The sequence below is a fragment of the Acidovorax temperans genome (assembly GCF_006716905.1).
Taxonomy (GTDB): domain Bacteria; phylum Pseudomonadota; class Gammaproteobacteria; order Burkholderiales; family Burkholderiaceae_C; genus Acidovorax; species Acidovorax temperans.
Window position 1 is genome coordinate 424,353 of the sequence record NZ_VFPV01000002.1, and the last position, 12,589, is coordinate 436,941.

Consider the following 12,589-nt stretch of genomic DNA (forward strand, 5'->3'; position numbering starts at 1 on the left):
GCAGGCCGTGTCTGCTCCGCGTCAGGCAGGCTTGCCCAGCAAGGCGTCTTTCAGCTTGAAGTCGGCGGGCAGGTTGCCCAGCCAGATGCCCAAGAGGGCATTGAAAAACTCAGGCTCTTTGAAGGGCTCGCCCTGGACTTTGCCCTTCACGGTGATGACAGTGCCGGTGCCAGGAATCCAGTCGATCATGAACTGATCGCCCGCCTGCAGCTTTTTGTGGTCTGAAAAGATCTGGCTCATGCGCAGCACGCCCGGCACGATGCGCGAGAACGCGGCGCGGTCCATGTTGTCTTCCATGCCCCTGGAAAACAGCTTGCCCAGTTCTGTCGAGTCAATTTCACGCAGCATGGTGATGCTCAGGCGCTTGGGGCCGCGCTGGCTGGCTACTTCTTGTGGGGTGGAGGCTTTTTTCTCCAGGTACAGGCCGGCGGTGTACACCTTGAACACCGCCTTGTAGCGCACACCGGCTCCGTTGAGCTGCACGGTGCTATCCCCCAGCGCTTGGGTGGGTTCGTACTTCACGTCGGCCACGGTCACTGCCTGGCTCCAGGCACTGCCTGCCAGGATGAAGGCGCACACGCCCAGAGCCCATCGCTTCAAGATCGTCATCTACAGCTCCCAAAAAAAGAACGGTCGTTCGTTTCAAATTGTTGCTTCACCCCCAGGCCTGTGCAACAGGGTTTTCGATGGGGTAGGCGTTGGTTTTGTTGTGATGGGGTCATCCGCAGGCAAATTCCCCGGGAGCCTTTGCTACACTTTGGCCCATGTTCATTCATCACGTGTTCATCACAGGTTGCAGCGACCGGGGAGCCTGGCCCTGGCGTCAGCCTGCCGCTTTGAACGCCTGATGGCACCTGGGCCTGAGCCCGGCGTGCACCCGTGGCCTCTGCCCCATTCAGGCGGCAAGGCCGATTGAATGGACCGCAGCGCCCCCGTTTCACTACCCAGGGGATGCGCGCTGCGACAGCTGGGAGCTCTCCCCGTGATCACAGAACTTGAATTCAAAAGCCTGGCCAGCGAAGGCTATAACCGTATTCCGCTCATGGTTGAGGCCTTTGCGGACCTGGAAACCCCGCTCTCGCTGTACCTGAAGCTGGCGCACACCAAGGACGGCGGCAAGCACAGCTTTCTGCTGGAATCCGTGGTGGGCGGCGAGCGCTTTGGGCGCTACAGCTTCATCGGTCTGCCTGCCCGCACCCTGCTGCGCGCCAGTGGCTTCGGGGCCGAGGCGCGCACCGAAGTCGTGACCGACGGCCAGGTGGTGGAAACCGCTGCGGGCAATCCGCTGGACTTCATCGCGGAGTACCAAAAGCGTTTCAAGGTGGCTTTGCGCCCCGGCCTGCCGCGTTTTTGCGGCGGCCTGGCGGGCTACTTCGGGTATGACGCGGTGCGCTACATCGAGAAGAAACTCGAAGCCACCTGCCCGCCCGACCCCCTGGGCTGCCCCGACATCCTGCTGCTGCAGTGCGAGGAGCTGGCCGTCATCGACAACCTGTCGGGCAAGCTTTACCTCATCGTCTACGCTGACCCCGCCCAGCCCGAGGCCTACACCCGGGCCAAGAAGCGTTTGCGCGACTTGAAGGAGCAGCTCAAGTACTCGGTGAGCGCCCCGGTGGTGAAGGCCACCGAAAGCCACCCCGCCCAGCGCGACTTTGCCAAGGCCGATTACCTGGCCGCTGTGGAGCGGGCCAAGGAGCTGATCGCGGCCGGTGACTTCATGCAGGTGCAGGTCGGCCAGCGCATTCACAAGCGCTACACCGAGTCGCCCTTGTCGCTGTACCGTGCGCTGCGTTCGCTGAACCCATCGCCCTACATGTATTTCTACGACTTTGGCGACTTCCATGTGGTGGGCGCCAGCCCCGAGATCCTGGTGCGCCAGGAAAAGACGGAAGACGGCACCAAGGTCACCATTCGCCCCCTGGCGGGCACCCGCCCACGCGGCGCCACCCCAGAGAAGGACAAGGCGGCCGAGGTCGAACTCATCAACGATCCCAAGGAACGTGCCGAGCATGTGATGCTGATTGACCTGGCGCGCAATGACATTGGCCGCATCGCCAAAACCGGCAGCGTGAAGGTGACGGAAGCCTTTGTGGTGGAGCGCTACAGCCATGTGATGCACATCGTGAGCAACGTGGAAGGCATCCTGCATGACGGCATGACCAGCATGGATGTGCTCAAGGCCACCTTCCCCGCAGGCACGCTGACCGGTGCGCCCAAGGTGCATGCCATGGAACTCATCGACCAGCTCGAACCCACCAAGCGTGGCCTGTACGGCGGCGCTTGCGGGTATCTCAGCTATGCGGGCGACATGGACGTGGCCATTGCCATCCGCACCGGCATCATCAAGAACGGCACCCTGTATGTGCAGGCGGCCGCTGGCGTGGTGGCAGATTCTGTGCCTGAGCTGGAATGGAAAGAAACCGAACACAAGGCCCGCGCACTGTTGCGCGCGGCCGAGCTGGTGGAGGAGGGCCTCGAATGACCCGCGCAATCGACAAAGTCAAACCCTGCAGCACGATGCTGGAGGTGCGCCGCGAAGTAAACGCGCTGGACGACGTGCTGGTGCCCCTGCTGGTGGAACGCGTGGGCTACATGACCCAGGCCGCCCGCATCAAGCAAGACCCTGCCCAGGTGCGCGACGAAGCCCGCATCCAGGCCATTGTGGACCGTGTGCGCGAGCAGACCCTGGCTGAAGGCGGCGACGCCGATGTGATGGAAGCCATCTACCGCAGCCTCATGGAAGCCTGCATTGCTTATGAACACCGCGAGTTCGCCCGCCTGCGCGAGCCCGCCACTGCCGGGAGCGCCGCATGAAACTCTTGATGGTTGATAACTACGACAGCTTCACCTACAACATCGTCCAGTACTTTGGTGAACTGGGCGCAGAGGTGGAAGTGTTCCGCAACGACGAGATCACCGTGGCCGAGATTGAAGCGCGCCTCAATGCTGGCAAGCTGGATCGCCTGGTCATCTCGCCCGGCCCCTGCTCACCGGCCGAGGCTGGCATCTCGGTGGCTGCGATCAAGCACTTTGCGGGCAAGCTGCCCATCCTGGGTGTGTGCTTGGGCCACCAGAGCATTGGCGCAGCGTTTGGCGGCAACATCATCCGCGCGCAAGAGCTGATGCATGGCAAAACCAGCGTCATCACCACCACGCAAAAGGGCGTGTTTGCCGGGTTGCCTGAAAAGTTCACGGTCAACCGCTACCACTCGCTGGCCATCGAGCGCGCCACCTGCCCCGAGGTACTGGAAGTAACGGCCTGGACGGAGGACGGCGAAATCATGGGCGTGCGCCATAAGACGCTGCCGATTGAAGGCGTGCAGTTCCACCCCGAAAGCATCTTGACCGAGCACGGCCACGCCATGCTCAAGAACTTTTTGGAGCAGCGGGCCTGAGTGCCGCTACCGTTTCGGTCACCACCCCACACCCAGTAGGTACCCCATGCCCATCACCCCCCAGGAAGCGCTGCAGCGCACGATTGAACACCGCGAAATCTTCCACGACGAGATGCTGCACCTGATGCGGCTCATCATGAACGGCGAGCTCTCGCCCGTGATGACCGCCGCCATCATCACCGGCCTGCGCGTGAAGAAGGAAACCATTGGCGAGATCACCGCCGCCGCGCAGGTCATGCGCGAGTTCAGCACCAAGGTGCACGTTCAGGACACGACCCACATGGTGGACATCGTGGGCACGGGTGGTGACGGTGCCAACACCTTCAACATCTCCACCTGCTCCATGTTTGTGGCAGCGGCGGCGGGCGCCAAGGTCAGCAAGCACGGTGGGCGCAGTGTTTCCAGCAAGAGCGGCAGCGCGGATGTGATGGACGCTCTGGGCATCCACATCAACCTGCAGCCAGAGCAGATCGCCCAGTGCATTGCCGACGTGGGCATTGGCTTCATGTTTGCGCCCAACCACCACCCCGCCATGAAAAACGTGGCGCCGGTGCGCAAGGAGCTGGGCGTGCGCACGCTGTTCAACATCCTGGGGCCGCTGACCAACCCGGCAGGCGCGCCCAACATCTTGATGGGTGTGTTCCACCCCGACCTCGTCGGTATCCAGGTGCGCGCGCTGCAGCGCCTGGGCGCCGAACACGCGCTGGTTGTGTACGGCCGCGACGGCATGGACGAAGTGAGCCTGGGCGCCGCTACGCTGGTGGGCGAGCTGAAGAATGGCCAGATCACCGAATACGAAATCCACCCCGAAGACTTTGGCCTGCCCATGGTGAGCAACCGGGCGCTGAAAGTGGAAACGCCCGAGCAGTCGCGCCAGATGCTGCTGGATGTGCTCAGTGGTGCGACCGGCGCCGCGCACGACATCGTTTGTCTGAACGCAGGGGCGGCGCTGTATGCGGCCAATGTGGCGGCGTCCATCCAGGACGGCATCGCCAAGGCACGAGCAGCCATCGCCAGCGGCGCCGCCAAGGCCAAGCTGGAGGCACTGGTGGTGCGCACCCACGCGCTGGCGGCCTGAGGCAGCCATGTGGAGCGACCCTGGACTGTGGATCGCCCTGGGCGTATCAGCGCTGTTCATCGTGGTGGGCGTGGTGATGCACCGCGTGTTCACCAACATACTGAAACAGGGCTCTGAGGAGCCCGACAAGAAGGCTGCAAACCATGAGTGACATCCTCAACAAAATCGTCGCCGTCAAGCACGAAGAAGTGGCCGCCGCCAAAAAGCGCCTGCCGCTGCCCGCCATGCGCGCCGATGCCGAGAGCCGTGTGCTCACCCGCGACTTTGAAGGCGCGCTGCGCGCCAAGATCGCCAAGGGTCAGGCGGCGGTGATTGCCGAGGTCAAGAAGGCCAGCCCCAGCAAGGGCGTGCTGCGCGCCAACTTCGAGCCTGCCGACATTGCCCAGAGCTACATGGAAGGCGACGGCAAGGTGAGCGCGGCTTGCCTGTCGGTGCTGACCGATCGGCAGTTTTTCCAGGGCCAGCCCGACTACCTGAAGCAGGCCCGGGCCAGCACATTGCTGCCCGTGCTGCGCAAGGATTTCATGGTGGATGCGTACCAGATCTATGAGTCGCGAGCCATGGGGGCCGATGCCATTCTGCTGATCGCCGCGTGTCTGGATGACGCGCAGATGGCTGACTTTGAAGCCATCGCCCGCAGCCTGGACATGGCGGTGCTGGTAGAAGTGCACGACCGCCCCGAGCTGGAGCGCGCGCTCAAGCTCAAGACTCCGCTGGTGGGCATCAACAACCGCAACCTGCGGACGTTCGAGGTCACGCTCGATACGACCCTGGGCATGCTGAAGGACGTGCCCGCCGATCGCCTGCTGGTGACCGAATCCGGCATCCTCAAGCCCGCCGATGTGAAGACCATGCGCGACGCGGGTGTGCACGCCTTTCTGGTGGGTGAGGCCTTCATGCGGGCCGACGACCCAGGGCTGGCGCTCGCCAAACTGTTCGCCTGAAGGTCGCGCGCACGGGGCGCAATCGCTACGCCTTCCCGCGTACGCGCGAAGCAGGATGCCGTTCCGCACGGTGTCCTGTTACGAGCCCTTCTCATCCCACTGCAGGCCACTAAATTCAGGCTTGCATTCCTGCGGCCGGGCCGCCGTGCAACACACTGCCATTCACATCCAGCACAGTGACCTGGATCGGGATGCCTTGCCCCACGCTCTGCGTTACGGTGCAATAGGCCTCAAAACTGCTGAGCACCCGGTCCAGGTGCTCCAGCTGGCCACTGGGTACGCCCAATTGCAGCGTGGCCTGCATGCCCAGCACGCGCAGTCGGTTCTCTGCATTGCGGCCTACATCGGCCGTCACTGTGCAATGCAGGGGGTCGGGGCTTTGCTTGAACTTGCGCAGCGCAAACAGCAGCGAATCGCTCAGGCAGTTGCCTACCGCTGCGCACAGCAGCTGCATGGGCGAGGGGCCCGCCGACTGGCCCAACGGTGGGGGCTCATCGCCCAGCAGGCTGGGTACAGGGGCGCCGAAGTCGATCTGGAACTGGTAGTCGCGCTGCTGGGTCAGCGTCACAGTGATAGGGCCGTTGCTCATGAAGACTCCTTGAAGTGGGTAGAACGCATCACAGCGCGTTCAGCGGGATCTTGAGGTAGCTGACGCCATTGGCCTCGGGCGGTGGCAGTTCGCCCGCGCGGATGTTGACCTGCACCGAGGGCAGGATCAGCACCGGCATGGCCAGGCCTGCATCGCGCTTCGTGCGCATGGCCACGAACTCTGCTTCGCTCACGCCATCGTGCACATGGATGTTGCGCGCGCGCTGGTCCGCCACGGTGCATTCCCATTGGGCTTCTCGCCCTTCGGGTGGGTAGTCGTGGCACATGAACAGACGTGTCTCGGGTGGCAGGCTCAGCAACTTGCGAACCGACTGGTACAGCGTGTGGGCGTTGCCGCCGGGGAAATCGCAGCGCGCAGTGCCTACATCGGGCATGAAGAGCGTATCGCCCACGAACACCGCATCACCCACCTGGTAGGCCATGCAGGCAGGGGTGTGGCCAGGCACCGACAGCGCCTGCGCTTGCAGGGTGCCAATCGCAAAGGTGTCGCCGTCTTCAAACAGGTGGTCGAACTGGCTGCCGTTGGTAGCGAATTCAGGCTCCAGATGGAAGATGCCCTTGAACACGTTCTGCACCTGGGTGATCTTGCCGCCGATGGCAATCTTGCCGCCCAGGTGCTTGCGCAGATAGGGCGCCGCCGAGAGGTGGTCGGCATGGGCATGGGTTTCCAGAATCCAGTCCACCGTCAGGTTCTGCTCGCGCACGAAAGCGATCAGCTGGTTGGCTGAATCCGTGCGGGTGCGGCCGGACTTGGGGTCGTAGTCCAGTACCGAATCCACCAGCGCGCAATGGCCGCCAGGCGCATCGAACACCACATAGGACACGGTCCAGGTGGCCGGGTCAAAGAAGGCTTTCACTTGGGCTTGCATGGCAGCTCCCTACGTTTTAGAAAAAAACAGAATGTGTTTGAATAATATATCAAATCATATACAATTTCCAGCCATGCGAACGCAACGACGCTGTCTTGGACATTCGGGCAGTGATCGCGGAACTGTTCAAGCCATTTTGTGAAATCAAGGAGTACAGAGACATGACGATTGACTGGAACCACTTCACCCCCTGGATGTCGCTGGCCGGCGGCATCGTGCTGGGTTTGGCCTCGGCCCTGTTCATCCTGTTCAACGGGCGGGTGCTGGGCATCAGCGGCATTGTGGGCGGGCTGCTGCGGCCCAAGACGCGCGACATCGTCTGGCGCCTGTCTTTCCTGCTGGGCATGCTGGTGGCGCCCAGCCTGTATGTGGCCTTCATCGGCCCGATGGTCGCAACCATTGACGCCAGCTGGGCCATGGTGATCGTTGCGGGCTTGCTGGTGGGCATTGGCACCCGCTACGGCTCGGGCTGTACCAGCGGCCATGGCGTGTGCGGCCTCTCGCGCATGTCGCCCCGCTCGCTGGTGGCCACGCTGTCGTTCATGGCGGCGGGTTTCATCACTGTCTTTTTGCTGCGCCACGCCTTCGCGTAAGCCGCCCGTTTTCAAGCTGAGGAGTACACCATGGCACACCGTTTGATGGAATTTGTTGTTGGCCTGTTGTTTGGCATCGGCCTCATCGTGGCTGGCATGACCGATCCGGCCAAAGTCCAGGGCTTTCTGGATCTGGCCGGGAATTGGGACCCGTCGCTCGCTTTTGTGATGGGCGGGGCCATCCTGGTCGGCATTGGCGCCTTTTTTGTGGCCCGCAAGCGCACTACCGCATTCTTGGGTGGCGCCATGCAGTTGCCCACGGCGCGCCACATCGACAAGCGCCTGGTCATTGGCAGCCTGATGTTTGGCGCAGGCTGGGGTGTGGCCGGTTTCTGCCCTGGGCCAGCCATCGTGTCGGCGGGCGCTGGCCAGCCCAAGGCCATTGTGTTCGTCATTGCGATGGTGGCTGGCATGGCCATTTTTGAATGGCTGGAATCGCGCCGCTCCACGAAAGCCTGAACTTGATGCACCGCGTTGAGCTGTAACGGCAAGGAAGGCCCGCCATGAACCCCATTCCCGATTGGCTGCGCAACTACCGGGCCTCCTGGCTGGCCGGGGATGCGGTGGCGGGCCTGATCGTCACGGTGATGCTGATACCGCAAAGCCTGGCCTATGCGCTGCTGGCGGGGCTTCCGGCTGAGGTGGGGTTGTACGCCAGCCTGCTGCCCATCGTGGCTTATGCGCTGCTGGGCTCCAGCATGACGCTGGCTGTGGGGCCAGTGGCCGTGGCTTCGCTGATGACAGCGAGCGCCTTGCAGCCGCTGGCTGCGGCAGGCTCGGTTCAGTATGTGCAGCTGGCCGTGTTGTTGTCGCTGCTCTCCGGGGTGATGTTGCTGGCGTTTGGCCTGTTGCGCCTGGGTTTTCTGGCGCATTTCTTGAGCCACCCGGTCATCAGCGGCTTCATTACCGGCTCTGCGGTACTGATTGCCGTGGCCCAGCTCAAGCACTTGCTGGGCGTGAAGGTGCAGGGCGACAACGTGTTCCAGACTCTCTCCAGCCTGGCCCACGCCTTGCCCCAAACCAAGCCCGCCGTGCTGGCGTTGGGGGGCGCCAGCGTGCTGTTCCTGTGGTTCGCCCGCAAATATTTGGCCAAGTTGCTGGTGCGTACAGGTTTGCCCGCCAAAGCGGCCGACATGGCTGCCAAGCTGGCGCCAATGCTCGTGGTGATTGTCTCCACGGCCGTCGTCAGCTTGTGTGGGCTGGACCGAAGCCACGGCGTGCCCGTGGTGGGTACCGTGCCGCAGGGCTTGCCCGCGCTGGGTCTGCCCGCCTGGGATTGGGGCTCTGTGCAGGCGCTGTGGTTGCCTGCGCTGCTGATTTCACTGGTGGGCTTTGTCGAGAGCGTGTCGGTGGCCCAGTCGCTGGCGCTCAAGCGGCAGCAACGCATTGAACCCAACCGCGAACTGCTGGGCTTGGGCGCTGCCAACCTGGCCAGCGCCGTGTCGGGGGGCTTTCCGGTCACCGGTGGGTTTGCCCGCTCGGTCGTCAATTTTGCTGCCGGTGCCAACACACCGCTGGCAGGCGTCATCTCCGCCGCGCTGATGGCGCTGGTGGTGGCTTTCTTCACCGGCTGGTTCCATGCGCTGCCCCAGGCCGTGCTGGCGGCCACCATCATCGTGGCCGTGACTGGTCTCATCGATTGGGGCACGCTGCGCGAGGCCTGGCACTACGACAAGGCCGATGCGCTGTCGCTGATCGCCACCGCGTTGGGTGTGATGGCGCTGGGTGTGGAGGCAGGCATCCTGCTAGGGGTGGCGTTGTCGCTGGGCACCCTGGTGTGGCGCAGCAGCCACCCGCACATGGCCGTGGTGGGCCGGGTGCCGGGTACCGAGCACTTCCGCAACGTAGACCGGCACCAGGTCGTCACCGAGCCCGGCTTGGTGGCGGTGCGGGTGGACGAAAGCCTGTATTTCGCCAACGCCAGCGTGCTGCAAGACCGTATCGAGGCGCTGGTACACGCCAACCCCGCCGCGCGCCATGTGCTGCTGGTGTGCTCCGCCGTCAACCAGATCGACGCCACTGCCTTGGGGGTGCTGGGCGATCTGGAGCGCAGCCTGCGCGAGCGCGGCATTCGCTTTTTGCTGGCCGAGGTCAAGGGCCCGGTGATGGACCGGCTGCAAGATACTGACTTCGGTCGGCGCATGCAGGGTCAGGTGTTCCTGAGCACGCACGAGGCTTTTGCCGATGTGGCGCAGAGACACCAAGCGGGCTGAATTTTTAGATGAAATAAGGCTCTGGCGCTTGATGGGTAAGCGCGAGAAGCTATCAAAATGATAGCTTTTGATGACTATCAGTTGTACTGGAGAGCCGCAGCAGGCGTGAGGGTCGTTTCGGCCGATACTCTAGCCCCGCGCACATTCCCGCTGCTTTGCCATGACCGACTTGCTTGCCCCTGCCAACGAAGCCCCCACTCAGCTCACCTCTGCCAACCCTGCCGATTGGCCTGTGTCCCTTGGCTGGCAGCCGTTGGTGGATGAGTTTTTTGGTGGACCGGTGGGGCAAAAGCTGCTGGCTTTCTTGCAAAGCCGCATGGATGCAGGCGCCAGCATCTTCCCACCCCGCCCGCTGCGCGCCTTGGAGCTGACGCCGCCCGATGCCGTGCGCGTGGTCATCCTGGGGCAAGACCCCTATCACGGGCGTGGGCAGGCCGAAGGGCTGGCCTTTTCGGTAGCGCCCGGCGTGCGCCTGCCGCCCTCGCTACAAAACATCTTCAAGGAAATGCAGCGCGATCTGGGCGTGCCGTTTCCGCCCTTTCCCAATCCTGGTGGCAGCCTGGTGAAGTGGGCGCAAAACGGGGTGCTGCTGCTCAACACCTGCCTCACCGTGGAAGAGGGTCAAGCCGCCAGCCACGCCGGCAAGGGCTGGGAGCTGCTGACCGATGCCGTCATCCGCCATGTGGCTGAAGGTGATCGCCCGGTGGTTTTCATGCTGTGGGGCTCGCACGCACAGTCCAAACGCGCCTTCATCCCGCAGGGCCGGGGGCACCTCGTGCTCACATCCAACCACCCCTCGCCTCTGTCGGCCTTGCGGCCACCCGTGCCCTTCATTGGCAATGGCCATTTCGGCCATGCGCGCGCGTTCCGGGAGCGGAACCAGGGCTGAGGCGCTGCCCCACACCTTCACCGCGCTGGAGGGGGGCTTATTCCTCGGCCTTGGGTGCCAAGGGCGCCGCAGGCGACTCGCAGCCCGCAGCCTGCCCCAGCCCCTTGAGGTAGCTGCGCCGGATGGTGCCCGCTGTGATGGAGGCTTCCACCTCGCGGCTGTACTTCTCGGCGCCCGTCAGTTTGCGCACCCAGCTGCGCATGGGCACAACGTCTTCTGCTGCGCCTCTCACGGCGCCGATGGCTCCCTTCTTCGCTGCACCTGTACCCCGCTCAATCAGACTGGGGTTGGTTGAGGTGGAAGGGGTGTCCAGATCGGCCCCCAGCACCGCATCCAGTGACCGCACCTGCTCTGCCAGCGCTTGGCAGCTGCGGTCGGTCGGCAGGGCGTAAGGGGCTTGGCGGGCTGCCGCCAGCTGCGGCGGAATGTTTGCCTTCACCAGATTCAGGTCTGACAGCGGAGACGTGATGGCACGGCCCACCTCCGATGCTGTATCGGAAGACTGTGGCGCGGCATGCGCTGTGCCTGCGGCTGCCTTGGTGTTCTTGTCAGTCGGGTTGGCGGCGCAGCCCCCGAGCAGCAGAACACAGGAAAGCGCCACGGGGTGGAGGGAGAGGGTTTTTCTCATGAGGGAAGGTCTTGCAACGTGTGCCAGCTCAAATGTGTGCTGGTCAGTCGCGGCGAGTGTAGGCCCGGTGTGTTGTGCCTTGCCCCTCTTGATGACATCCAATCCTAAACAGGTGTGACGATTTGCTCGGCGTGGCGGTGCCAGGTCGTTGGATCAGTTGGCGGCCTTGGCGCGCTCCAGCAGCATCGCATCCCCATAGCTGAAAAAGCGGTAGCGCTGGGCAATGGCGTGGCGGTACAGGCCCATGATGTGGGCGTAGCCTGCAAAGGCGCTCACCAGCATCATCAGGGTGCTTTTGGGCAGGTGGAAGTTGGTGATCAGCACGTCCACCACCTTGAAGCTGAACCCTGGGGTGATGAAGATGTTGGTGTCACCCGTGGTCTTGCCGCTTTGGGCCCACGATTCCAGCGTGCGCACGGTGGTGGTGCCCACAGCTACCACGCGGCCACCGCGCTGGCGGCAGCGCTCCAGGGCAGCCAGGGTGGCCAGGGGCACTTCGTACCACTCGCTGTGCATCTGGTGTTCGGCCAGGTTCTCCGTTTTGACCGGTTGGAAGGTGCCTGCGCCCACGTGCAGGGTGACGCTGGCGCGCTCGATGCCGCGCGACTGCAGCTCGGCCAGCACGCCTTCGTCAAAGTGCAGCGCGGCGGTGGGGGCAGCAACGGCGCCGGGGTTGCGGGCAAACACGGTTTGGTAGCGCTGGCTGTCTTCCGCCTCGTCAGGGTCGTGGTCGGTGTTTTGCTGGCGTTCGATGTAGGGCGGCAGCGGCAGGTGGCCGTGGCGGTCCATCAACTCCCACGGCGTCTCGCCTGCGGGGCCTTGCAAGGCAAAGCGGAACAGCGGGCCGTCTTCGGTGGGCCAGCGGCCCAGCAGCCTGGCATCAAAGCCGCCCGCGTGGCGGCCGCCGGCCATGTGCACGGTGCTGCCGGGCAGGGGCTTTTTGCTGACCTTCATGTGGGCTACCACTTCATTCCCTGCGCTTCCAGCTTCGGCGGGCAGGACGCGCTCGATCAGCAACTCCAGCTTGCCGCCACTGGCCTTCTCGCCAAAGATGCGGGCCTTGACGACGCGGGTGTCGTTGAAGACGAGCAGATCGCCTTCGCGCAGCAGGCCGGGCAGTTCACGGAAGATACGGTCTGCGGGCGCCATGGCGCGGCCGTCGAGCAGGCGCGATGCGCTGCGCTCGGGGGCGGGGTGCTGTGCGATGAGTTCGGGAGGCAGCGAGAAGTCGAAGTCGCTGAGGGTGTAGGCGTGTGGTGCCAGGGGTGCGCCAGGGGCGGAGAGCGAAAGATCGGTCATGAGCTTGAGGGCCGAACGGGCCCGTGCCAAGTGAAAAAGGGCGCTATTGTCCCACGCCCCGATGCGCTCGGT

At 63.8% G+C, this 12,589-nt stretch carries 15 protein-coding genes; 10 read left to right on the forward strand and 5 right to left on the reverse strand.

Translation table 11 applies throughout. The features are described from left to right. Positions 1-21: 21 nt before the first annotated feature. The gene (locus BDD18_RS10025) at positions 22-609 is read right to left on the reverse strand and encodes a chalcone isomerase family protein (protein ID WP_066697259.1); all 588 of its coding nucleotides are present in this window, start codon (positions 607-609) and stop codon (positions 22-24) included. 373 nt (positions 610-982) lie between these two features. Here BDD18_RS10025 and trpE point away from each other — a divergent pair, with 373 nt between their 5' ends. From trpE to trpC, 6 genes are read left to right on the forward strand one after another with little or no spacing between them, the layout of a single operon-like run. After that, complete coding sequence (gene trpE / locus BDD18_RS10030) at positions 983-2,482, forward strand: anthranilate synthase component I (protein ID WP_142083021.1); 1,500 nt, start codon at positions 983-985, stop codon at positions 2,480-2,482. Further along, complete coding sequence (locus BDD18_RS10035) at positions 2,479-2,814, forward strand: chorismate mutase (RefSeq protein ID WP_142083023.1); 336 nt, start codon at positions 2,479-2,481, stop codon at positions 2,812-2,814. The genes trpE and BDD18_RS10035 overlap by 4 nt, the downstream gene beginning before the upstream one ends. Continuing rightward, a complete protein-coding gene (locus BDD18_RS10040) occupies positions 2,811-3,395 on the forward strand; it encodes an anthranilate synthase component II (RefSeq protein WP_066697265.1) in 585 nt (194 codons plus the stop codon). The genes BDD18_RS10035 and BDD18_RS10040 overlap by 4 nt, the downstream gene beginning before the upstream one ends. 46 nt (positions 3,396-3,441) lie before the next feature. Continuing rightward, positions 3,442-4,473, forward strand: coding sequence for an anthranilate phosphoribosyltransferase (trpD, locus tag BDD18_RS10045; protein ID WP_067513440.1), 1,032 nt, complete (start codon positions 3,442-3,444; stop codon positions 4,471-4,473). A 7-nt stretch (positions 4,474-4,480) separates the two neighbouring features. Then, positions 4,481-4,624 (forward strand): hypothetical protein, encoded by a 144-nt coding sequence (locus tag BDD18_RS22075; protein ID WP_167336940.1) that lies wholly within the window; start codon positions 4,481-4,483, stop codon positions 4,622-4,624. Then, on the forward strand, positions 4,617-5,417 hold the full coding sequence (trpC, locus tag BDD18_RS10050; protein WP_066697270.1) for an indole-3-glycerol phosphate synthase TrpC: 801 nt from the start codon (positions 4,617-4,619) through the stop codon (positions 5,415-5,417). The genes BDD18_RS22075 and trpC overlap by 8 nt, the downstream gene beginning before the upstream one ends. A 115-nt stretch (positions 5,418-5,532) precedes the next feature. Here the strand turns inward: trpC and BDD18_RS10055 are convergent, their stop codons facing one another. Next, positions 5,533-6,006, reverse strand: coding sequence for an OsmC family protein (locus BDD18_RS10055; RefSeq protein WP_066784688.1), 474 nt, complete (start codon positions 6,004-6,006; stop codon positions 5,533-5,535). Between the two features lie 28 nt (positions 6,007-6,034). Continuing rightward, positions 6,035-6,895: an MBL fold metallo-hydrolase gene (locus tag BDD18_RS10060; RefSeq protein WP_142083025.1), complete on the reverse strand. Its 861-nt coding sequence runs from the start codon at positions 6,893-6,895 to the stop codon at positions 6,035-6,037. Positions 6,896-7,056: 161 nt separating this feature from the next. Between BDD18_RS10060 and BDD18_RS10065 the strand changes: the two genes are divergently transcribed. From BDD18_RS10065 to BDD18_RS10080, 4 genes are all read left to right on the forward strand, one after another. Further along, positions 7,057-7,488 carry a YeeE/YedE family protein gene (locus BDD18_RS10065; protein ID WP_142083027.1) on the forward strand — a complete coding sequence of 144 codons (432 nt, stop codon included), beginning with the start codon at positions 7,057-7,059 and terminating at the stop codon, positions 7,486-7,488. 30 nt (positions 7,489-7,518) lie between these two features. Further along, positions 7,519-7,947 carry a YeeE/YedE family protein gene (locus BDD18_RS10070; RefSeq protein WP_066697276.1) on the forward strand — a complete coding sequence of 143 codons (429 nt, stop codon included), beginning with the start codon at positions 7,519-7,521 and terminating at the stop codon, positions 7,945-7,947. A gap of 44 nt (positions 7,948-7,991) precedes the next feature. Next, a complete protein-coding gene (locus BDD18_RS10075; protein ID WP_142083029.1) occupies positions 7,992-9,701 on the forward strand; it encodes a SulP family inorganic anion transporter in 1,710 nt (569 codons plus the stop codon). 160 nt (positions 9,702-9,861) lie between these two features. Then, positions 9,862-10,590, forward strand: coding sequence for a uracil-DNA glycosylase (locus BDD18_RS10080; protein ID WP_142083031.1), 729 nt, complete (start codon positions 9,862-9,864; stop codon positions 10,588-10,590). 37 nt (positions 10,591-10,627) lie between these two features. On the opposite strand, the gene BDD18_RS10085 is transcribed toward BDD18_RS10080, so the two are convergent. Then, complete coding sequence (locus tag BDD18_RS10085) at positions 10,628-11,218, reverse strand: hypothetical protein (protein WP_211360738.1); 591 nt, start codon at positions 11,216-11,218, stop codon at positions 10,628-10,630. A gap of 153 nt (positions 11,219-11,371) precedes the next feature. Continuing rightward, entirely contained in the window at positions 11,372-12,517 is a 1,146-nt protein-coding gene (gene queA / locus BDD18_RS10090) for a tRNA preQ1(34) S-adenosylmethionine ribosyltransferase-isomerase QueA (protein ID WP_142083033.1), read from the reverse strand. Positions 12,518-12,589 lie beyond the last annotated feature (72 nt).

Coding starts and splice junctions, on each gene's coding strand:
- BDD18_RS10035 (WP_142083023.1), top strand. CDS start 2,479: ATGACCCGCGCAATCGACAAAGTCAAACCCTGCAGCACGATGCTGGAG.
- BDD18_RS10080 (WP_142083031.1), top strand. CDS start 9,862: ATGACCGACTTGCTTGCCCCTGCCAACGAAGCCCCCACTCAGCTCACC.
- BDD18_RS10025 (WP_066697259.1), bottom strand. CDS start 609: ATGACGATCTTGAAGCGATGGGCTCTGGGCGTGTGCGCCTTCATCCTG.
- trpD (WP_067513440.1), top strand. CDS start 3,442: ATGCCCATCACCCCCCAGGAAGCGCTGCAGCGCACGATTGAACACCGC.
- BDD18_RS10075 (WP_142083029.1), top strand. CDS start 7,992: ATGAACCCCATTCCCGATTGGCTGCGCAACTACCGGGCCTCCTGGCTG.
- BDD18_RS10070 (WP_066697276.1), top strand. CDS start 7,519: ATGGCACACCGTTTGATGGAATTTGTTGTTGGCCTGTTGTTTGGCATC.
- BDD18_RS10085 (WP_211360738.1), bottom strand. CDS start 11,218: ATGAGAAAAACCCTCTCCCTCCACCCCGTGGCGCTTTCCTGTGTTCTG.
- BDD18_RS10055 (WP_066784688.1), bottom strand. CDS start 6,006: ATGAGCAACGGCCCTATCACTGTGACGCTGACCCAGCAGCGCGACTAC.
- BDD18_RS10040 (WP_066697265.1), top strand. CDS start 2,811: ATGAAACTCTTGATGGTTGATAACTACGACAGCTTCACCTACAACATC.
- queA (WP_142083033.1), bottom strand. CDS start 12,517: ATGACCGATCTTTCGCTCTCCGCCCCTGGCGCACCCCTGGCACCACAC.
- BDD18_RS22075 (WP_167336940.1), top strand. CDS start 4,481: ATGTGGAGCGACCCTGGACTGTGGATCGCCCTGGGCGTATCAGCGCTG.
- trpC (WP_066697270.1), top strand. CDS start 4,617: ATGAGTGACATCCTCAACAAAATCGTCGCCGTCAAGCACGAAGAAGTG.
- BDD18_RS10065 (WP_142083027.1), top strand. CDS start 7,057: ATGACGATTGACTGGAACCACTTCACCCCCTGGATGTCGCTGGCCGGC.
- BDD18_RS10060 (WP_142083025.1), bottom strand. CDS start 6,895: ATGCAAGCCCAAGTGAAAGCCTTCTTTGACCCGGCCACCTGGACCGTG.